This window comes from Streptomyces sp. NPDC047043 (assembly GCF_040644055.1).
Lineage (GTDB): Bacteria > Actinomycetota > Actinomycetes > Streptomycetales > Streptomycetaceae > Streptomyces.
In genome coordinates, this window is sequence record NZ_JBEYVO010000028.1 from 99067 (window position 1) to 119898 (window position 20832).

Consider the following 20832-nt stretch of genomic DNA (forward strand, 5'->3'; position numbering starts at 1 on the left):
CGCGAAAAGGAGACATACGTTCCTCTGTTTCCCGCAGCGTCCGAACCGCCATCATTCGGGGCATGACGACTCTCGACGACCACGCCGGCTTCGGAGCCACCGCCCCGCTCCCGCTGCTCCCGGAGGACTGGGAACGATGTCTCGCCGTGGCGGCTCACCCCGATGACATCGAGTACGGCACGGCGTCCGTCGTCGCCCGCTGGACGGCCCAGGGCAAGCAGGTCACGTATCTGCTGGTCACGCGCGGCGAGGCGGGCATCGACGGACTGCACCCGGACGAGGCGGGACCCCTGCGCGAGGCGGAGGAGCGGGCGGGGGCCCGTGAAGTGGGCGTGGCGGAGGTCGAGTTCCTCGACCACCGCGACGGAGTCGTCGAGTACGGCCCGCCCCTGCGCCGCGACATCGTGCGGGCGATCCGGCGGCACCGGCCCGACGTCCTGGTGACGGGCGCGTACACCGTGCGGATGATCGCGGGAGTGGTCAACCAGGCGGACCACCGGGTCGTGGGCCTCGCCGCACTCGATGCGGCTCGGGACGCCGGCAACCGGTGGATCTTCCCGGAACTCGCCGACGAGGGCCTCGAACCCTGGGGCGGCATCCGCTTCGTGTGTGTCGCGGGCGCCGACCGGCCCACCCACGGCGTGGACGTCACGGGCGAGCCGCTGGAGCGGGGCATCGCCTCCCTGGCCGCCCACGCCGAGTACACCAAGGGCCTCGGGGCACAGAGCTTCGAGCCCCGCCCCTTCCTGACCTGGGTCGCCCGACAGGCCGGACCGGCGCTCGGCGTCGAGGCCGCGGTCCTCTTCGACGTGCACATGCTTGCCTTCGAGGGACCGCCGCCCTGGCAGCAGTGACGCCCGGAGCCGCTGGTTATGGTGCAGTCCATGAGCGATCGCGCGATGCTGCACGTGAAGGGCCGGGTCCTGGTCGGACCGGACGACGTCCGGGACGAGGTGTGGGTCGTCGACGGCCGGATCTCCTACGACCGACCCGTCGGCGCCCGCGACGTCCCGACCGTCGACGGCTGGGCCCTGCCCGGTCTCGTGGACGCCCACTGCCACGTCGGCCTCGGCCCGCAGGGCCCCGTCGAGCAGGACGTCGCCGAGAAGCAGGCGCTCACCGACCGCGAGGCCGGCACCCTCCTCATCCGCGACGCCGGCTCACCCTCGGACACCCGCTGGGTCGACGACCGCGAGGACCTCCCGAAGATCGTCCGGGCCGGCCGGCACATCGCCCGCACCCGCCGCTACATGCGCGGCTACGCACACGAGATCGAGCCCGAGGACCTCGTCGCCTACGTCGCCCAGGAGGCCCGCCGCGGCGACGGCTGGGTCAAGCTCGTCGGCGACTGGATCGACCGCGACCTCGGCGACCTGGCCCCCAGCTGGCCGCGCGGCGCCGTCGAGGCGGCCATCGCGGAGGCCCACCGCCTCGGCGCCCGCGTCACCGCTCACTGCTTCGCCGAGAACTCCCTGAAGGACTTGGTCGAGGCGGGCATCGACTGCATCGAGCACGCCACCGGCCTGACGGACGACCTGATCCCGCTCTTCGCCTCGCGCGGCGTCGCCATCGTCCCGACCCTCGTCAACATCGCGACCTTCCCGCAGCTCGCGGACGGCGGCGAGGCCAAGTTCCCGCAGTGGTCGGCCCATATGCGCCGCCTCCACGAACGCCGCTACGAGACGGTCCGCAACGCCTACGACGCCGGCATCCCGGTGTACGTCGGCACGGACGCGGGCGGCCACCTCCCGCACGGCCTGGTGGCCGGCGAGGTCGAGGAACTCGTCACCGCCGGCCTCCCGCCCGTCGAGGCCCTGGCGGCGACGACCTGGAGCGCACGGAAGTGGCTCGGACGGCCCGGGCTGGAGGAGGGCGCACCGGCCGACCTCATCGTGTACGAGACCGATCCGCGGGCCGACGTACGTGTGCTGGCGGCTCCGAGGCGGATCGTGCTGAACGGGCGGATCGTCGGCTAGTTGACGCGGCGCGCGCCGTCTCGCGCGCCGGTGCGGCGACCCCCGTACGCGAAGAAAAGGCGGTGCGGCGGTGAAAACATGGAACGCCTGTGCCGTGCGATTCGAAAACGTTCACGGGGAACGCACGATGGGGTGAAGTGGCGTCGGAACGCCGCCAGTTCACCCGTGGTGCGTAATTCTTGGCGGGTCCCGAGCAAGTCTCCACTTAGGGGTCCCCACCTTGAACGGCAACAACTTCCGCATGCCCGCACGCCGTCTCGCCACCGTCGCGACGGCCACGGCCCTGGCCGCCGGTCCCGCGGCCCTGGCCGGCGCGGGCTCCGCGCACGCGACGACCGACCACGGTCGTGCGAGCGCCGTCGTGCTGCGCACCGGGCTCGACGTGTCCCTGCTCAACAAGACCGTGGACGTCCCGCTCACGGTCTCGCTCAACCAGGTCGAGGCACCGCAGAGTGCCCAGAAGACCGCCCTGACCGCCGAGTTGAACGGCGTCGACGGCGGAAAGCCCTTCAATGTGCTGGACGCGAAGGTGGCAAGGTCCGACGCGAGCGTCACCGCCACCCGGGCCGAGGGCCACACCAACCTCGCCGACGCCAGGCTGCACGTCCCCGGCCTGCCGCTGCTGTCCCTCATCGAGATCGAGCAGGTCACCTCGAAGGCGACCTGTGAGGCCGGGAAGAAGCCGGTCGCCTCCGCGAACCTGCTCGGCTCGGTCACGGTCCTGGGCAAGAAGGTCACCCTGACGGCGGGCGGCAGGACGGACGTCGACGTCCCCGGCGTCGGCGACGTCCGCCTCGACCTGTCCAAGACGCAGACGACCTCGCGTACGGCCGCCGCCACCGCCCTCGAACTCAAGGTCTCCGTCAACCCGTTGAAGCTCAACGTGGCCGAGGTCGAGGGCACGCTGACCCTGGCGAAGGCGACCTGCGAGGCCCCTGCGGTCGCCGCGGCGAACCCGAGCGCCGACCCCTCGGGCGACCCAGGCGACGTCAAGGCACAGGGCGCGGCCGGCAAGGAGGAGAACCTCGCCGAGACGGGTGGCAGCTCCCTGACGCCGTACATCGCCGGAGGCGCGATCGCCCTGGTCGTGGCGGGCGGGGGAGCGGTGGCGCTGGCGCGGCGCGGCCGGAGCTGACCCGACGGTTCTGACGAAGCGTCACCGACAGTGCGCGGTCGTGCGCGGCGTCGGCGCCAATGCCGTCGGGCAGCACTCGGCGACGCCCGTTCTCGAACTGGCCCACGGGGCAGGGCTGTCGGTGACCCTCGTCGTGCTGAGCGCCGACCCGGACGTTCCGCTCACGGGAGCCGGCGCCACGGTCGCCCACGGTGTCGTCCGGGTCCGGTTCCCGGACGGCACCGTCAGTGACGTGCCGACGCCAGGGTCACGGCCTGGTCCAGCGCCTGCAGGAAGGAGTTGACGGTCGCCCGGTCCCGCACCGCCAGCCGCAGCCACTCCTCGTCGAGGCCCGGGAACGTGTCGCCCCGCCGCACGGCGAAGCCCAGGTCCCGCAGATGCCGTCGTACGGCCGCCGCACGAGGCAGCCGTACAAGGACGAAGGGGCCCTCGGCGGGCTCCGCCACGTGCAGGCCGTCCGGGGCGAACTCCTTGAGCCCGGCGACGAGATGGGCCCGGTCGGCGGCGATGCGGTGTGCCGCGTGGGCCGCCTCCGCCAGCGCCTGCGGGCCCATGCAGGCCTCGGCGGCGGCCAGCGCGGGCGTGGACACCGGCCACAGCGGCTGGGCGCGCTCCAGCTCGGCGATCGTCTCGGGGGCGGCGAGGACGTAACCGATGCGCAGCCCGGCCAGACCCCAGGTCTTGGTCAGGCTTCGCAGCACGACCAGGCCGGGCACGTCCGTGCGCCCCGCGAGCGCCTCCCGCTCGCCCGGCACCGCGTCCATGAACGCCTCGTCCACGACCAACGTCCGCCCCGGGCGGGCGAGTCGAGCGATGGATGCGGCCGGGTGGAGGGCGGACGTCGGGTTCGTCGGGTTGCCGATCACGACCAGGTCGGCGTCCTCGGGGACGGCAGCCGGGTCCAGCCGGAAGCCGTCCTCCTCCCGCAGCAGCACCCGGTCGACCGTGTGGCCGGCGTCCCGCAGCGCGGCCTCCGGCTCCGTGAACTGCGGGTGCACGACGACCGGTTGATGCACCTTCAGGGCGCGGGCGAGCAGCACGAAGGCCTCGGCGGCACCCGCCGTCAGCAGCACCCGCTCCACCGGCAGCCCGTGCCGCGTCGCCACCGCGGCCCGCGCGGCCCGCCCGTCCGGGTAGGCCGCGAGCGAGCCGAGCGAACCGGCGATGCGTTCGCGCAGCCAGGCCGGAGGCGTGTCCGCGCGGACGTTCACCGCCAGGTCGACGAGTGCCGAACCGCCGTCCCGCACCTCCACGTCACCGTGGTGGCGCAGGTCGTGCGCGCGCTCGGTCCTTCTCTCGCTGTTCCCGTCAGTGGGCATGGGAGTGTGCGCCATGGTGGTGGTGTCCGTGGTGGTGGTGACCGTCGTCGTCGGGGTGGAAGTGCGGCTGCTGCGGCAGACCGACCTTGTCCTCGAAGCCCGGCAGCGCGATCCGGTACACGCACGAGTCGCAGTTCATCCGCAGGTCGCCCTTGACCGCCTCCTCGTACCGCTCGATCACCAGGTCGAGCAGCTCCGGCTCCGGGCCGATGACCTCCGCGGACCGCACCTCGACCTCCGGGTGCGCGGCCGCCCAGCCCTCGGTCTGCTGCTTCACCCGCTCCGGCAGGATCCCGGTGAACAGGAAGTACGGCAGCACCACGATCCGCTTCGCGCCCAGCTTCGCGCACCGGTCGAGGCCGCTCGGCACGTCCGGCGCCGCCAGCGACACGAACGCCGTCTCGACACCGGCGTAACCGCGTCCCTCCCACAGCAGCCGTGCCGCCTTGTGCACCTCGGCGTTGGCGTCCGGGTCGGTCGAGCCGCGCCCGACGAGCAGCACGGTGACATCGGCGCGGTCCAGCGGGATGCGCCCTTCGGTGGCGCCCAGCGCCTCGTCCAGCCGCCGCTCCAGGACCGACAGGAGGGCGGGGTGCGGGCCCAGCGGACGGCCGTAGGTGTACGACATCCCCGGGTGACGCTCCTTCTCGCGGGCCAGCGCCGCCGGGATGTCGCCCTTGGCGTGCCCGGCGGACACCAGCATCAGCGGGACGGCGGCGAACCGCCGCACGCCCCGGGCCACCATTCCGGCGACGGCATCGCCCAGTGGCGGCGGGGACAGCTCGATGAAGCCGCCCGCGACCGGCACATGGTCCAGACGGAGCTGCAACTGCCGTACGAAGTCGCGGAAAGCCTCGGCCCCGGCCTCGTCCCGGGTGCCATGACCGGCGATGAGCAGGGCGGGCGGCGGGGTGGTCACGATGTCTCCTCGGGATGTGGAACGGGGTGGTTCGGCAGGGCCTGCTGCTCCGCGGCGGAGCCGCTCGTCGATTCAGCCTGCCAGCGGTAGCCGCGCGGCGTCACCATACGGCCCGCGATCTCACGGGTCGCCGTGTTGCCCACGGTCACGACCGTCATCATGTCGACCGTCGCGGGGTCCAGCGTGCCCAGGGTCGTCAGTCGACTGGACTCGTCCGGCCGCGACGCGTTCCGTACGACTCCGACCGGCGTCGTCGGCTCCCGGTGTCCGGAGAGGATCGCCAGCGCCTTCGGCAGCTGCCAGTCCCGGCCCCGGGAACGGGGGTTGTAGAAGGTGACCACGATGTCCGCCTCGGCCGCCGCGCGCACCCGCCGCTCGATGACCTCCCACGGCGTGTGCAGGTCGGAGAGGCTGATGGAGACATGGTCGTGGCCCAGCGGGGCGCCCAGGATCGCCCCGGCCGCGAGCGCGGCGGTGACGCCCGGTACACCGATCACGTCGATGTCGTCGGAGGCCTCGGCGAGCGCGGGGGAGGCCATGGCGTACACGCCGGCGTCCCCGCTGCCGATCAGCGCGACCGTCCGCCCCTTGCGGGCCTCGGCGACCGCGGTCCGCGCCCGCTCCTCCTCGGCGCCGAGCCCCGACTCCAGGATCCGGGTGCCGGGCCGCAGCAGGTCGCGGATCTGGTCGACGTACTGGTCGAGCCCGACGAGCACGGAGGCGCGCCGCAGTTCGGCCTCGGCGCGCGGGGTGAGCAGATCGCGGGCGCCGGGCCCGAGCCCGACCACCGCGAGCCGCCCGCGCCCCGGCCGCCGTACGACCGCACAGGTCGCCATCGCCGCATGCCCGTCCGCACGCTCCGACTTCCGCTTGGGGACGAGGAGTTCACCACCGCGGGCGAGCGCGGACGCCTCGGCGACGGACGGCGTGCCCACGGCGGTGAGCGGCGCGTCGGAGGGGTTGGGGACCTCGACCTTCGCCAACTCCTCGGCGGAGTACGTCACCACGGGCACCCCGAGCCGAGCGGCCGCCTCGACGATGCCGGGCTCCTCGCGCTTGGCGTCGACGGTGGCGAGCTCGGCGACGCTACGAGCAGACAGTCCCGCGTCCCGCAACGCGCCCTCGACCAGCCCGAGCACCTCGTCGGCCGGGGCACCCTTGGACGCGCCGACCCCGACGACGAGGGTCGGCGGACGCAACAGCACCTCACCGTCGGCGGGTTCGACCGCACGGTCCGTCAACCGGACGGTGCGTGTGCCTTCCGCGGTGAACGGCAGGGGCGGCAGCGGCCACGCCACCTCGGTGTCCAGCGCGACCGGCTCCCCGTCCAGCAGGGCCCGCGTCACACCGGCGACATCGCCCTCCACCGGGAGACCGAGGGTGTCCAGGCCGGGGATGCCGACGGCGTCCGTCGCCGTGGTCACCACGGGCCGCGCACCGAGCAACTCACCCACCTGCTCGGCGAGTTCGTTCGCGCCGCCCCCGTGCCCGCCCACCAGGGACACGGCGAACCGCCCGCCCTCGTCTACGCACACCACACCGGGGTCGCTCTTCTTGTCCCCCAGCAGGGGCGCCACGAGCCGTACCACCGCCCCCGTCGCCAGGAAGCACACGAGCTGCTCGCACTCCGCGAACGCGGCACGCACGGCGTCCCCGACGGGACCTTCGTACACGCGCGTGCGGTCCGGCCACGCCGCGGCCAGCCGGTCGCGCGCCGCCGCCCCCGCCGCGGTGGCGGAAATGAGGCCGATCACTGAGCAACTCCTTCGTGAGACAAGGGGGTTCTGGTCCCCCACAGCAGGAATACGGGATTGGTCGCCGCCAGCCGGGTCACGTCCCCCGGCAGCGGCGCGAGCCGGGACGACTGCAGCAGCACCCCGTCGCAGTCGAACCCGGCGCCGGTGAGCGCGTTGCGCACCGCCGGCACCCGGTCCAGCGCGGCCATGGCCACCACGACCGTCCGCCGGGCCCGCCGTGCGCACTCGCCGACGATGCCGGGCAGCTCGCGCCCGCCGCCCCCGACGAACACGGCGTCGGGAGCGTCGAGTTCGGACAGCACCTCCGGCGCCGTACCGTGCACGACATGCACGTCGACGCCGTGCGCGACGGCGTTGGCGCGGATCCGCTCCACCCCGTCCGCGGCCCTCTCGACCGCGCTGACGGCGGCGCCCAGCCGCGCGCACTCCACGGCCACCGAGCCGGAACCGGAGCCGACGTCCCACACCAGGTCGCCGGTGCGCGGCCCGAGCCGGGCCAGCGCCAGGGCCCGTACCTCGAACTTGGTGATCATCGAGTCGCGGTGCGCGAACTCGCCCTCGTCCAGCGCCCATTCGGAGGGTCGTACGGCTCCTGCGAGCGTCCGTACGGGACCGAGCGCCCGTGTCTCGTCCAGGCACAGGACGACGCTCACCGCCGTACCCCAGTCGCGGCCCGCCGCCTCGGCGGGGGAGACCCGCTCCAGGCGCTCCTCCGCGGAGCCCAGCGCGGAGGCGACGACGAGGACCCGGCCTGGCGCGGTACGGGCGAGCGCGGCGCCCAGCTCGGCAGGTCCGGCGCCGGGCCCGGTCAGCACGGCGGCCTTGGGGTGCGCCCGGCACACGTTCACCGCCGTCCGCGAATCCCGCCCGTGCGCGCTGACCACCACCGCGTCGTCCCAGGTCAGCCCCAGCCGGGCGAAGGCGGCGGCGACGGAGGAGACACCGGGCCGGACATCGAGACGATCCGCGCCGAACCGCTCCGCCAGCGCCCGTACGATCCCGAAGAACCCGGGGTCGCCGGAGGCCAGCACGACCACGCGCCGCTCCTTGCCGACGTACTCCTCGATGGCGTCCAGCGCGGGCGCCAGCGGCCCGAGCACGATCCGCTCGGCGGACTCGGGCAGCCGTACGGCCTCCAGGTGTCGGCGCCCGCCCACGACGAGCTCGGCCCCCGCCACCGCATCGAGGGGGACCGGCGCGCCCGTCCCCGTACCGACGACCGTGATCACGTACTGGCACCCCGTTCGCGCAGCGCCCGACGGGCCTGAGGGTCGGCCTTGCGGTAGCCGTGGAAGTGGCCGGGGTGGTACAGGTGCGAGCGCGTGCCCTCGGCGGCCAGGGCCGGGCCGACCAGGAAGAGGGTGTGCTTCCAGAGCTTGTGCTCCTTGACCGTCTCCTCCAGCGTCCCGACCGTGCACCGCACGACCAGCTCCTCAGGCCAGGTCGCCTGATACGCCACGACGACCGGGGTGGAGGTCGGGTAGCCGCCCTCCAGCAGCTCCCGCACCAGCTGCCCGCTGCGGGCGGCGGACAGGAAGATCGCCATGGTGGTGCCGTGCTTGGCGAACTCCCGCACCTCCTCCCCGGGCGGCATCGGCGTCTTGCCGCCGCCGAGCCGGGTGAGAACGACGGACTGTGCGACCTCGGGAATGGTCAACTCGCGCTGCGCGAGCGCCGCGACGGCCGAGAACGCCGACACCCCGGGCACGACCTCCGTGTCTATGCCGAGCCGTGCACACCGGTCGAGCTGCTCCTGCGTACCGCCCCACAGGGCCGGGTCGCCGGAGTGGATACGGGCGACTCGCAGGCCTTCGGCCCGGGCCCGCTCGTAGACGGCGACGACGTCCTCCAGCGACATGGTCGCCGAGTCGAGGATCTCCGCGCCCTCGCGCGCATGCTCGAGGACCTCCGCCTGGACCAGGCTCGCGGCCCAGATCACGACGTCGGCCTCGGCGATGGCGCGCGCGGCACGGAACGTCAGCAGATCGGCGGCGCCGGGGCCGGCACCGACGAAGGTCACCTTGCCGGTGGAAGCGTCGCCGGAGGCATTGGCAGCGGCATCGGCCATGGCAAATCGGTCCTCTCTGTACAAAAGGTCTTACGGGTGCGCCGGGAGCGGCCGCCGGATGTGCGCGAAGGCGGGTTGATCGGATAGCAAGGGCACATGGCGGTCTTCGTCGCGCTCGGCGCGTTCCTGATGACGTTGGCCGGCGGCTGGACGGCACAGCGTGTGACCGACCGCCGCCACCTGGTCCTGGGCCTGGCCGGCGGCCTGATGCTCGGTGTGGTCGGCCTGGATCTGCTGCCGGAGGCGGTCGAGGCGGCGAGCACCGAGGTCTTCGGCGTACCGGCGGCCCTGCTGCTGTTCGTGGCCGGATTCCTCCTGGCCCATCTGGTGGAACGCCTGCTGGCGGTCCGCCAGGCCTCGCACGGCGGCGAGGAGACCAACGGCGGCCGCGCGCCCGAGGTGGGCCTCACGGCGGCCGCGGCCATGGTCGGCCACAGCGCCATGGACGGCGTGGCGATCGGCGCGGCCTTCCAGGTCGGCGGCGGCATGGGTACGGCGGTCGCGCTGGCCGTCGTGGCCCACGACTTCGCGGACGGCTTCAACACGTACACGATCACGAGCCTGTACGGGAACGCCCGCCGCAAGGCCCAGATCATGCTGTTCGCGGACGCGGTGGCCCCCATCGTGGGCGCGGCCTCGACGGCCTTCGTCACCATCCCGGAGGGCGTGCTCGGCGGCTATCTCGGCCTGTTCGGCGGCGTACTGCTCTACCTCGCCGCCGCCGAGATCCTCCCCGAGGCGCACCACGAGCACCCCGCCCACTCGACGCTGCTGTGCACGGTGGCCGGGGCGGCGTTCATCTGGCTCGTGGTGGGCATCTCGGGCTGAGCCGGCGCCGGTCACAGCTTCCCGCCCCGTCCGCCGTCGCGCGGCGGGGGCGCGATGAGCGTGGAGAGGTACGGCAGGGGAGTGCCGCCGAGTTCGGCGGCGGGCCGGATGGACTCGGACGCCAGCCCGAGCGCCGACCCCCACACGGCGTCGCCGATCCGCCCGGTCTCGCGCAGCGCCTCGGCGACCTCGCCGGCCTGCCGCCCGAACTTGTAGGCGACGACGGTGCCGGGCCCGTTCAGGGCGTCCTTGAGCACGGCGGTCCCGGCGGTGACGGGCACGAGGGTGAGCGGCTCGGTGCCTTCGGTGAGCACGGCACCGGAGCGCGCGGCGAGGTCCTGCATGGCGGTGATGCCCGGCACGGTCTCCACCACGGTCCCCGGCACCAGCTCGGCGATGGTCTGCGCGAGGTAGGTGAAGGTCGAGTACACGTTGGGGTCGCCGATGGTGGCGAAGGCGACGCTGCCGTGGTCGTTCAGGAGCTGGGCGACCCGCTCCCCGGCGGCGTCCCAGGCGGCCTCGCGCCGCGCGTGGTCGGTCCGCTCGTTCAGGGCGAACACGACCCGGACGACCTTCTCCGCGGGCACGTAGTGCAGCACGGTGGCCTCGGCCCGCCCGCGCTCACCGGTGTCCATCACCGGCACGACGACGACATCGGCGGCGCGCAGGGCGTTGACGCCTTTGACGGTCACCAGCTCGGGATCGCCCGGGCCCACCCCGACTCCGATCAGCCTGCTGTTGCTCATGACGTCCGGCACCTCTCCACGAACCGACGGGCGACACCGGGCTCGGACGCCCAGTGCGTGTGCAGATAACTCGCGTGCACACCTTGTTGTACGAAACCTTCGACCCGCGGCGCCGGGCCACGCACGCCCCACGCGGGAGCCGCCCCCGCCCCCGGCTCGACGACGGTCCGATGAAACTCGTGGCCCCGCATCCGGGTCCCGGCGGGCGCCAGCACACTGTCGCTGACGGCCACGGCGTCCCGGTACCCGAGGGTGAGCCGCTCGGACATCCGGGCGGTGGCATCCAGCACCCCGCACATGGGCTGTCCGTCCAGCTCCTGCGACAGGTACAGCAGCCCGGCACACTCGGCGGCGACGGGAGCGCCGGACTCCGCGAGGGCGGCGACGGCCTTGCGCAGGGGTTCGTTGGCGGACAACTCGGCGGCGTACACCTCGGGGAACCCGCCCCCGATGACCAACCCGCGCGTACCGTCGGGCAGTTGCTCGTCACGGAGGGGATCGAAGGGGACGACTTCGGCACCGGCCGCGGCGAGCAGCTCGGCGTGCTCGGCATAGGAGAACGTGAATGCCGGTCCACCGGCAACAGCAACCTTCAGCCCGTCTGGGGGCGCAGCCCCCAGCGCCTCAGCCGCATCCCAAGCCGCACACGACAAAGCACCCGCACCACGCGCCAGCTCAGCCAGCGCCGCGAGATCGCACCCCCGCTCGACCTGCGCCGCCATCGCCCCCACGGCCTCCACCGCGGCAGCGTGCCGTTCGGCGACCGGCACCAACCCCAAGTGCCGCGAGGGCGTGTCCACCTGAGCCGCCCGCCGCAGCACCCCCAGCACAGGCACCCCGGCCGCGTCCAACGCGTCCCGCAGCAACTCCTCGTGCCGGTCCGAGGCGACCTTGTTCAGGATCACGCCCCCGACCCGCACCTCCGGATCCCACGACACGAACCCGTGCACCAGCGCCGCCACCGACCGCGACTGCGACGACGCGTCCACGACCAGCACCACCGGCGCACCGAGCAGCTTCGCCACATGCGCGGTGGACGCCAGTTCACCCTCCCCCGCGGCCCCGTCGTACATCCCCATCACACCCTCGACGACGGCGATGTCGCAGCCACGGGCCCCGTGCAGGAACAACGGCCCGACCAGCTCCGGCCCGCACAGGTACGCGTCGAGGTTCCGTCCCACCCGCCCGGTGGCGAGCGCGTGATACCCGGGGTCGATGTAGTCCGGCCCGACCTTGTGCGGAGACACGGCAAGCCCCCGCGCGGCGAACGCGGCCATCAACCCCGTGGCGACGGTGGTCTTGCCGCTGCCGGAGGACGGCGCGGCAATGACCAGCCGAGGGACGGACACGGACGAGGACATCACCACTCGATTCCCCGCTGGCCCTTCTGGCCCGCGTCCATCGGGTGCTTGACCTTGGACATGTCGGTCACGAGGTCGGCGAAGTCGACGAGCTTCTCGGGCGCGTTCCGCCCGGTGATGACGACATGCTGGGTCCCCGGCCGATTCCGCAGCACGTCGACGACCTCATCGGTGTCGACCCACCCCCAGTGCATCGGGTAGGCGAACTCGTCGAGCACATACAGCTTGTACGTCTCCGCGGCCAGATCCCGCTTGACCTGCTCCCAGCCCTCCCGGGCCTTGTCCTCGTTGTCCATCTGGGCGTCCCGCTGGACCCAGGACCAGCCCTCGCCCATCTTGTGCCAGTCGACGGTCCCGCCCTCGCCGGAGGCGCCGAGCACCCGCAGCGCGTTCTCCTCGCCGACCTTCCACTTGGCCGACTTGACGAACTGGAACACCCCGATCGGCCACCCCTGGTTCCAGGCCCGCAGCGCAAGCCCGAACGCGGCGGTCGACTTGCCCTTCCCGATCCCGGTGTGGACGACGACCAGCGGACGGTTACGTCGCTGACGGGTCGTCAGTCCGTCGTCCGGTACGACACTCGGCTGCCCCTGCGGCATTACGCGGCCCTCCTCTGTACGTCCTTCACCAGCCCGGCGATGCTGTCCGCCCGCAGCTCGTCCAACGTCACCGCCGTACCGCCCAGTTCACCCGCGAGCTGCCCGGCGAGCCCCAGCCGCACCGGCCCGGACTCGCAGTCGACGACCACGGAGGCGGTCCCGTCTGCGGCGAACAGCCGGGCCGCCCGCCCGGCGAGCGCGACCGGTTCCGGGCCGCCGGTGGCCCGCCCGTCGGTCACGACCACGACGAGCGCCCGCCGCGCCGGATCCCGCAACCGCTCCACCCGCAGCACGTCGTGCGCCTTGAGCAGCCCGGCCGCGAGCGGCGTCCGACCGCCCGTCGGCAGCGACTCCAGCCGTACGGCCGCCGCGTCCACGGAGGAGGTCGGCGGCAGGGCGACATCGGCCGCCGACCCGCGGAACGTCACCAGCCCCACCTTGTCCCGCCGCTGATACGCATCCAGCAGCAGCGACAGCACGGCCCCCTTCACGGCACTCATCCGCTGCCGAGCCGCCATCGACCCCGAGGCGTCCACCACGAACAGCACGAGGTTCCCCTCGCGCCCTTCCCGGGTCGCCTGCCGCAGATCGTCCCGCCGTACGACCAGCCCCGGCCCCGACCGCCCCCGGGCCCGCTGATGCGGCGCGGCCGCCTGCACGGTCGCCGCCAGGTGCAGCTTCGTCAGAGCGCCCCGGGGCCGCCTGGCGCCCGTGGTCCGCCCGTGTTCGGTCCGCGCCCGCGAACGCCGCCCGGCCGCGCCCTCACCGATCCCGGGCACGCTCAGCACCTTGGCGCGGAACGGCTCGGAGGCCCGCACGGCGGACTGCTCGGCAGCTCCCGAGGGCTGCGGTTCGCCACCTTCGCCAGCCTCGGGCCGCGCACCGGTGTCGCCGTCCTGCGGACCGGCATCGGGCGACGGCTGTCCGCCGCCCCCGCCACCCGGCCCGCCGTCGTCGGGGCCGGGATCGTCGTCGCCCTCGCCGAATTCCTCCAGCGTCTCGTCGAGCTTGTCCTCGTCGAGTCCCGGCGCATCGAAGGGGTTACGGCGCCTGCGGTGCGGCAGTGCGAGCAGGGCAGCCTGCCGTACGTCCTCGGCGAGCACATCGGTCCGCCCGGACCAGGCCGCCAGCGCGGTGGCGGTCCGCGCCATCACGATGTCGGCCCGCATGCCGTCCACCTCGAAGGCGGCACAGGTCGCCGCGATCTGCCGAAGCGCCCCGTCGCCCAGCCGCACCGACGGCAACAACTCCCTTGCCGCGACGATGCGTTTACGTACCGCAGTCTCTTCGTCCGCCCAACGGGCCGCGAAACCGGCCGGATCGTCGTCGTAGGCGAGTCGCCGTCGTACGACCTCCACCCGCTGGTCCGGCTCCCGCGAGGCCGCGACCTCGACGGTCAGGCCGAAGCGGTCGAGCAACTGCGGCCGCAGCTCGCCCTCTTCGGGATTCATGGTCCCGACAAGCAGGAAACGGGCGGCGTGCCGTACGGACACACCCTCGCGCTCGACATACGAGGCACCCATCGCGGCCGCGTCCAGCAGCAGGTCGACCAGGTGGTCGTGGAGGAGGTTGACCTCGTCGACGTAGAGGATCCCGCGGTGTGCGTCCGCGAGGAGCCCCGGCTCGAAGGCCTTCACGCCCTCTGCCAGCGCCCGCTCGATGTCGAGGGCGCCGACCAGCCGGTCCTCGGAGGCGCCGACCGGCAACTCGACCATGCGGGAGGGACGTCGGGTGCCCGGTCCCGGCTCGTGCGGTCCGTCCGGGCAGGACGGGTCCGGCGCCGCGGGGTCGCAGGAGAAGCGGCATCCGGGGACGACGGCCACCTCCGGCAGCAGCGCCGAAAGGGCGCGCACCGCCGTCGACTTGGCGGTGCCCTTCTCGCCGCGCACCAGCACACCGCCGACCGCCGGGGACACGGCGTTCAGCAGCAGCGCGAGCCGCAGGTCGTCCTGGCCGACGACGGCCGTAAAGGGGAAGGGGGTGCTCACTGGTCGTCGCCCTCCAAGTCGCCTTCCAGCTCCAGGTACGTGGCGCGCAGCCGCTCCAGCGTCTCCGCGTCCGGCTCGGCCCACAGCCCGCGCTCGGCGGCCTCGAGGAGCCGTTCCGTGATCCCGCGCAGCGCCCACGGGTTGGACTTCTGCATGAACTCCCGGTTCTCCGGGGCGAAGACGTACTCGGCGCTGAGCTTCTCGTACATCCAGTCGTCCACGACCCCGGCCGTGGCGTCGTACCCGAAGAGGTAGTCGACGGTCGCCGCCATCTCGAACGCACCCTTGTAGCCGTGCCGCCGCATGGCCGCCATCCAGCGCGGGTTCACGACCCGGGCGCGGAAGACCCGGTGCGTCTCCTCGCCGAGCGTCCGGGTTTTGACCTGGTCGGGTACGGCGGAGTCGCCGACGTACGCCTCGGGGCTCGCGCCCGTCAGATGGCGCACCATGGCGACCATGCCGCCGTGGTACTGGAAGTAGTCGTCGGCGTCGACGAGATCGTGCTCACGGGTGTCGACGTTCTTGGCTGCCACGGCAATGCGCTTGAAGGCCGTCTCCATGTCCCCGCGCGCGGCCCGTCCGTCGAGCCCCCGACCGTAGGCGTAACCGCCCCACACCGCGTACACCTCGGCGAGGTCCGCGTCCGAACGCCAGTTGCGGGCGTCGATCAGCGGCAGCAGACCGGCGCCGTAGGCCCCCGGCTTGGAGCCGAAGACCCGGGCGGTCGCGCGCCGCCGGTCGCCGTGCTCGGCGGTGTCCTCGTCGGCGTGGGCGCGGACGAAGTTGCGGTCGGCGGGCTCGTCCAGCTCGGCGACCTTGCGTACGGCGTCGTCGATCAGCCCGACCACGTGCGGGAACGCGTCGCGGAAGAAGCCGGAGATGCGGACGGTGACGTCGATGCGCGGCCGCCCGAGCTCCTCGAGGCCGATGACCTCGAAGCCGGTCACCCGGCGCGAGGCGTCGTCCCACACCGGCCGGCAGCCCAGCAGCGCCAGGATCTCGGCGATGTCGTCGCCCTGGGTGCGCATCGCGGACGTGCCCCAGACCGTCAGGCCGACGGACTTCGGGTACTCGCCGGTGTCCTGCAGATACCGCTGGACGAGCGAGTCGGCGAGGGACTGGCCGACCTCCCAACTCAGCCTGGACGGGATGGCCTTGGGGTCGACGGAGTAGAAGTTCCGGCCGGTCGGGAGCACATTGACCAGCCCGCGCGTCGGCGAACCGGAGGGACCCGCCGGGATGTAACCGCCGTCGAGTGCCCTGAGGATGTGGCCGATCTCGTCGGTGGTCTTCGCCAGCCGGGGCACGACCTCGTTGCAGGCGAACTCCAACACCGCGATGGCGTCCGGGAGTTCGGTGCGCAGAACCTCACCGACGAGGGCCGCAGCGGCCGTGACGTCCCACTCCCGTGCCTCCATGCCCTCCGCGATCCGCCGGCACAGCTGCTCCAGCAGGTCGATCGCGTCGGCGGCGGTACGGGACGGACCCTCGACGAGATCGGTCAGCTCGACCGGGACCTTGACGGGAGCACCCGGCTCGGCGAGCAACTCCTTCTCCACGAGCCCGAAATGGGATGCGAGACAGGCCCTGAGCCCCGGCAGCGCGTTGGCCTGCCCGCCCCACACCTGCGAGGCGCGCAACACGGCGAGCACGAGATTGACACGCGGTTCACCGACCGGCCCGCCACCGAGGATGTGCAGGCCGTCCCTGATCTGTACGTCCTTGATCTCGCACAGATAGCCGTCGATGTGCATGACGAACTCGTCGAAGTCGCCGTCGTCCGGCTGCTCGTCCACATGCAGGTCGTGGTGCAGCTCGGCCGCCTTGACCAGCGTCCAGATCTGCGCCCGCACGGCTGGCGCCTTGGTCGGGTCCAGGTCGGAGACGAGCGCGTACTCGTCGAGCAGCTGCTCCAGCTTGGCCAGGTCGCCATAGGTGTCCGCGCGGGCCATCGGCGGTACGAGGTGGTCGACGACCGTGGCGTGCCCGCGCCGCTTGGCCTGGGTGCCCTCGCCGGGGTCGTTGACGATGAAGGGGTAGATCAGGGGCAGTTCGCCGAGCACGGCGTCCGGTGCGCAGCCGCTGCTGAGCCCGAGTCCCTTGCCGGGCAGCCACTCCATCGTGCCGTGCTTGCCCATGTGGACGATCGCGTCGGCGCCGAAGCCCCCCTCTGATGTCGCAGCCTCCAGCCACCGGTACGCCGCCATGTAGTGGTGCGAGGGCGGCATGTCGGGGTCGTGGTAGATCGCGATCGGGTTCTCGCCGAAGCCGCGCGGCGGCTGGATCATCACGACGACGTTCCCGAACTGGAGAGAGGCGAGGACGATGTCGTCCCCGTCCACGTACAGCGAACCCGGCGGCTCGCCCCACGCCTCCAGCATCCCGTCCCTGAGCTCCGGGTCGAGCTTGTCGAACCACGCCCGGTAGTCGGTGAGCGGCACGCGCGCGGGTGCGGCGGCCAGCTGCTCCTCGGTCAGCCACTCGACGTCGTGCCCGCCGGCCTGGATCAGCCGGTGGATCAACTCGTCGCCGTGGTCGGGGTATTCGGTGAGCGAGTACCCGGCGTCCCGCAGCGCGTCCAGCACCTGTACGGCCGACGCGGGCGTGTCCAGGCCGACCGCGTTCCCGACCCGTGAGTGCTTCGTCGGGTACGCGGTGAAGACGAGCGCCAGCTTCTTGTCCGCGTTCGCCTTGTGCTTCAACTGCGCGTGCCGTACGGCGATTCCGGCGACCCTCGCGGCCCGCTCCGGGTCGGCGACATAGACCGGCACGTCGTCCGGGCCCTGCTCCTTGAAGGAGAACGGCACGGTGACGAGCCGCCCGTCGAACTCCGGGATCGCGACCTGCATCGCCGCGTCCATGGGGGAGAGGGCGGCGTCCGACTCGTCCCAGGCCGCGTGCGACGAGGTAAGGCAAAGCCCTTGCAGAACAGGCACGTCGAGATCGGCGAGCGCTCCGATGTCCCAGGCCTCCTCGTCACCGCCGGCCGACGCCTGCGAGGCGTGCGTGCCGCCGGCGGCGAGGACGGTGGCGACGAGGGCGTCGGCCCGGCCGAGGATCTCGTACAGCCCGGCGTCCGCGCCGCGCAGCGAACCGCAGTACACGGGAAGGGCGTTGGCGCCACGCGCCTCGATCGCGTCGCACAGGGTGTCCACGAACCCGGTGTTGCCGCTCAGCTCGTGCGCCCGGTAGAAGAGCACGCCGACGGTCGGCCGGCCCTCGACGAACGGACGCTCGCCGTGGACGCCGTACTCGGGCATCTTCTGCGGCTCGACGAACCCCTCGCCGGTCAGCAGCACGGTGTCGGAGAGGAACCGCGCGAGCTCGGTGAGGTTGGCGGGCCCGCCCTCGACGAGGTACCTGAGGGCCTCCGCCACCACACCGGCGGGCACCGACGACTCGGCCATCAACTCCGCGTCGGGCACGGCCTCTCCGCCGAGCAGCACGGTCGGGACGCCGGAGGCCTTCAGGGCGGCCAGCCCGTCCTCCCAGGCCCGCTTTCCGCCCAGCAGCCGTACGACGGCGACGTCGGCGCCGGCGAGGAGACCGGGGAGTTCCCGCTCGACGTCCACCCGGGTGGGGTTGCCGATCCGGTAGTCGGCGTCGGAAGCGGCCCGGGCCGCCAACAGATCCGTGTCGGCGGTCGACAACAACAACACTGTGCTCATGCGGGTGCTCCCGGTGGGATGAAAGGCAGTCCTTGCGGCGCGCCGGACTCGATGAGCCGCCACAGCGCGTCCGTGTCCGCGTGCTGTTCGATCAGGTCGCCGAGCCGGTCGAGCTGCTCCTCGCGCAGCGCGGCGAAGGAGGTGTCGTCGGCGGGCACGAAGCGGCGGCCCGCGGCAGCGGCCACCTCGCGCAGAAAGGCCCGCCGGAAGCCGTCCGACTCCAGCGAACCGTGCCAGTGGGTGCCCCAGGTCTGCCCGACCCGGCAGCCGTCCAGGAAGGCTTCCCCTCCGTCCATGGACGCGACCCCGTGATGGATCTCGTACCCTTCGACGCGCTCGCCGAGGGCTTCGCCGACCGGCCGGGTGAGGGTCTTCTCCCGGGCGAACCGCACCCGGACGGGAAGGACACCGAGGCCCGTCACGTCCCCCTGCCGGCTCTCGACCTCGTCCTCGATGTGCTCGCCGAGCACCTGGAAGCCGCCGCAGATGCCGAGCACGGGCCGCTGCTCGGCGGTCCTGCGCACGAGGGCCTCCGCAAGGCCGCGCTCCCGCAGCCACTCCAGCGCACGGACCGTCCCCCGCGTCCCCGGAATGACGACGAGGTCGGCATCGGCGAGCTCCTCGGGCCGGTCCACGAACCGCACCACGACACCCGGTTCGGCGGCCAGCGCGTCGACGTCCGTGAAGTTGGACATGAGCGGGATCGCACAGACGGCGACCCGCAGCACGTCCTCCCCGACGGGCGGGGCGGTGTTCGACTCCCGGACCGTGCCGCGCAGCGACACCCGCAGCCCGTCCTCCTCGTCGATGCCGAGACCGTGCCGGAAGGGCAGGACGCCGTAGGTGTGCCGCCCGGTGAGCCCGTGCAGCATGTCGAGCCCGGGCTCCAGGAGGCTGACGTCCCCCCGGAACTTGTTGACGAGGAACCCGGCGACGAGCTCCTGGTCCTCGGGCGAGAGCAGCGCGACGGTCCCGAAGAAGGACGCGAAGACACCACCACGATCGATGTCCCCGACCACGAGCACGGGCAACCGCGCATTCCGCGCGATCCCCATGTTGACGATGTCCGTCCGCCGCAGATTGATCTCGGCGGGAGAACCGGCCCCCTCACAGATCACCGCGTCATACGTGCCCCGCAATTCGGCGAGACAGTCGAGAACGGTCCCGAGCAGTTTCTGCTGCCGCCCCCCGTGATACCCCCGGGCACTCAGCTCGCCGACAGGCTTGCCCATGAGCACCACCTGACTGCTCTGCTCACCACCGGGCTTGAGCAGCACGGGATTCATCAGCGCGGTGGGCTCGATGCGACAGGCCTGCGCCTGCATGGCCTGCGCCCGCCCGATCTCGGCACCCTCGCGCGTCACGAACGAATTGAGGGACATGTTCTGCGCCTTGAAGGGCGCGACCTTGACCCCCTGCCGCACCAGCCAACGACAGATACCGGCGGTGACGACACTCTTGCCGGCATCGGAGGTGGTACCGGCAACGAGAAGACCGCCCCCGGTCATGACCTGCGTCCCTTCACGAGGCGTGCGGCGACACCGACGCCGAGCGCGAGCAGACCGACGCGCCTCGAGAGGCGTACGGCCCGCTCGATGTCCGCCACGGCGACGGTGTGCCCCTGCGCGTTGAGAACGGGCCGGTGCTCGACCCGCCCCCCGTACGACAGGGTCCCGCCGAGCCGCACCCCCAACGCCCCCGCGAACGACGCCTCCACGGGCCCGGCATTGGGGCTCGGGTGCTTCGAGGCATCCGTACGCCAGGCACGTGCCGCCCCGCGGGGATCGTCACCGGCGACCGTCGCCAGCACGGCCGTCAACCGGGCGCCGGGCCACCCGGCCAGGTCGTCCAGCCGCGCGGCCGCCCACCCGAACCGCCGGTACCGGGCCGACTTGTGACCGACCATCGCGTCGAGGGTGTTGACGGCCCGGAAGCCGAGCAGCCCCGGCACCCCGCCGACGGCCCCCCACACCAGCGCCCCCACGACGGCATCCGAGGTGTTCTCGGCAACGGACTCCACAACCGCCCTGGCGATGCCGTCGGCGTCCAGCGCCTGCGGATCCCGCCCGCACAGATGCGGCAGCCGGGCCCGGGCGGCCTCGACGTCCCCCGCCTCCAGGGCACGCCCAATGCTCCGCGCCTCACGCGCGAGCGAAGTCCCCCCGACCACGGCCCAGGTGGCGGCGGCGGTCAGCGCGACGGAGGCGGTACGGGAGGGACGTACGAGAGAAGCGGCCAGGGCACCGGCAGAGACGGCACCCCCCACGCACACGGCCGTGTGCAGCGCCCCCCACCCACGATGGTCCCGCCACAACACCTGTTCCACGGCCCCCGCGCCCCGCCCGAACGCGGCGACCGGATGCCCACGGCGCGGATCGCCGAGCAGAAGGTCACCGAGAAGTCCGGCGGCGGCGCCGTACGCGAAAACGCGATCGGCACGCATGGGCTCAGCCGGCCGTGGGGTCGGG

The 20832-nt window shown here is 72.8% G+C and carries 16 protein-coding genes; 4 read left to right on the forward strand and 12 right to left on the reverse strand.

Annotation, left to right across the window (positions count from 1 at the left end):
- The first annotated feature begins 62 nt into the window (after positions 1 to 62).
- From ABZ880_RS37095 to ABZ880_RS37105, 3 genes are all read left to right on the forward strand, one after another.
- A complete protein-coding gene (locus ABZ880_RS37095; RefSeq protein ID WP_361272452.1) occupies positions 63 to 854 on the forward strand; it encodes a PIG-L deacetylase family protein in 792 nt (263 codons plus the stop codon).
- A gap of 30 nt (positions 855 to 884) precedes the next feature.
- Positions 885 to 1976, forward strand: a complete 1092-nt coding sequence (locus ABZ880_RS37100; protein ID WP_361272455.1) for an amidohydrolase family protein — start codon at positions 885 to 887, stop codon at positions 1974 to 1976.
- Between the two features lie 220 nt (positions 1977 to 2196).
- The gene (locus ABZ880_RS37105; RefSeq protein WP_361272458.1) at positions 2197 to 3111 is read left to right on the forward strand and encodes an SCO1860 family LAETG-anchored protein; all 915 of its coding nucleotides are present in this window, start codon (positions 2197 to 2199) and stop codon (positions 3109 to 3111) included.
- Positions 3112 to 3335: 224 nt separating this feature from the next.
- Here the strand turns inward: ABZ880_RS37105 and cobC are convergent, their stop codons facing one another.
- Genes cobC through cobM form a run of 5 tightly spaced genes read right to left on the reverse strand, consistent with a single transcriptional unit; the run spans position 3336 to position 9174 of the window.
- The gene (gene cobC, locus ABZ880_RS37110; RefSeq protein WP_361272460.1) at positions 3336 to 4430 is read right to left on the reverse strand and encodes an Rv2231c family pyridoxal phosphate-dependent protein CobC; all 1095 of its coding nucleotides are present in this window, start codon (positions 4428 to 4430) and stop codon (positions 3336 to 3338) included.
- Positions 4420 to 5349, reverse strand: coding sequence for a sirohydrochlorin chelatase (locus ABZ880_RS37115; RefSeq protein WP_361272463.1), 930 nt, complete (start codon positions 5347 to 5349; stop codon positions 4420 to 4422). The genes cobC and ABZ880_RS37115 overlap by 11 nt, the downstream gene beginning before the upstream one ends.
- Positions 5346 to 7103 (reverse strand): precorrin-3B C(17)-methyltransferase, encoded by a 1758-nt coding sequence (gene cobJ / locus ABZ880_RS37120; protein ID WP_361272465.1) that lies wholly within the window; start codon positions 7101 to 7103, stop codon positions 5346 to 5348. Before cobJ ends, ABZ880_RS37115 begins: the two co-directional genes overlap by 4 nt.
- Positions 7100 to 8335, reverse strand: coding sequence for a precorrin-6y C5,15-methyltransferase (decarboxylating) subunit CbiE (gene cbiE, locus ABZ880_RS37125; RefSeq protein ID WP_361272467.1), 1236 nt, complete (start codon positions 8333 to 8335; stop codon positions 7100 to 7102). The genes cobJ and cbiE overlap by 4 nt, the downstream gene beginning before the upstream one ends.
- Positions 8332 to 9174, reverse strand: a complete 843-nt coding sequence (cobM, locus tag ABZ880_RS37130) for a precorrin-4 C(11)-methyltransferase (protein WP_361272469.1) — start codon at positions 9172 to 9174, stop codon at positions 8332 to 8334. Before cobM ends, cbiE begins: the two co-directional genes overlap by 4 nt.
- A 96-nt stretch (positions 9175 to 9270) precedes the next feature.
- Between cobM and ABZ880_RS37135 the strand changes: the two genes are divergently transcribed.
- Positions 9271 to 10002 (forward strand): ZIP family metal transporter, encoded by a 732-nt coding sequence (locus ABZ880_RS37135; protein WP_361272472.1) that lies wholly within the window; start codon positions 9271 to 9273, stop codon positions 10000 to 10002.
- A gap of 11 nt (positions 10003 to 10013) precedes the next feature.
- Here the strand turns inward: ABZ880_RS37135 and cobI are convergent, their stop codons facing one another.
- The 7 genes from cobI to ABZ880_RS37170 are packed head-to-tail and all read right to left on the reverse strand — an operon-like array spanning position 10014 to position 20807.
- Complete coding sequence (gene cobI / locus ABZ880_RS37140; protein ID WP_361272474.1) at positions 10014 to 10760, reverse strand: precorrin-2 C(20)-methyltransferase; 747 nt, start codon at positions 10758 to 10760, stop codon at positions 10014 to 10016.
- On the reverse strand, positions 10745 to 12109 hold the full coding sequence (locus tag ABZ880_RS37145) for a cobyrinate a,c-diamide synthase (RefSeq protein WP_361272477.1): 1365 nt from the start codon (positions 12107 to 12109) through the stop codon (positions 10745 to 10747). The genes cobI and ABZ880_RS37145 overlap by 16 nt, the downstream gene beginning before the upstream one ends.
- Positions 12109 to 12708 (reverse strand): cob(I)yrinic acid a,c-diamide adenosyltransferase, encoded by a 600-nt coding sequence (gene cobO, locus ABZ880_RS37150; protein ID WP_361272480.1) that lies wholly within the window; start codon positions 12706 to 12708, stop codon positions 12109 to 12111. The genes ABZ880_RS37145 and cobO overlap by 1 nt, the downstream gene beginning before the upstream one ends.
- Positions 12708 to 14696, reverse strand: coding sequence for a putative cobaltochelatase (locus tag ABZ880_RS37155; protein ID WP_361272483.1), 1989 nt, complete (start codon positions 14694 to 14696; stop codon positions 12708 to 12710). The genes cobO and ABZ880_RS37155 overlap by 1 nt, the downstream gene beginning before the upstream one ends.
- The gene (gene cobN / locus ABZ880_RS37160) at positions 14693 to 18364 is read right to left on the reverse strand and encodes a cobaltochelatase subunit CobN (RefSeq protein WP_361272486.1); all 3672 of its coding nucleotides are present in this window, start codon (positions 18362 to 18364) and stop codon (positions 14693 to 14695) included. Before cobN ends, ABZ880_RS37155 begins: the two co-directional genes overlap by 4 nt.
- Entirely contained in the window at positions 18361 to 19872 is a 1512-nt protein-coding gene (locus ABZ880_RS37165; protein WP_361272488.1) for a cobyric acid synthase, read from the reverse strand. Before ABZ880_RS37165 ends, cobN begins: the two co-directional genes overlap by 4 nt.
- Positions 19869 to 20807 (reverse strand): cobalamin biosynthesis protein, encoded by a 939-nt coding sequence (locus ABZ880_RS37170; RefSeq protein ID WP_361272491.1) that lies wholly within the window; start codon positions 20805 to 20807, stop codon positions 19869 to 19871. The genes ABZ880_RS37165 and ABZ880_RS37170 overlap by 4 nt, the downstream gene beginning before the upstream one ends.
- Between the last annotated feature and the right edge of the window lie 25 nt (positions 20808 to 20832).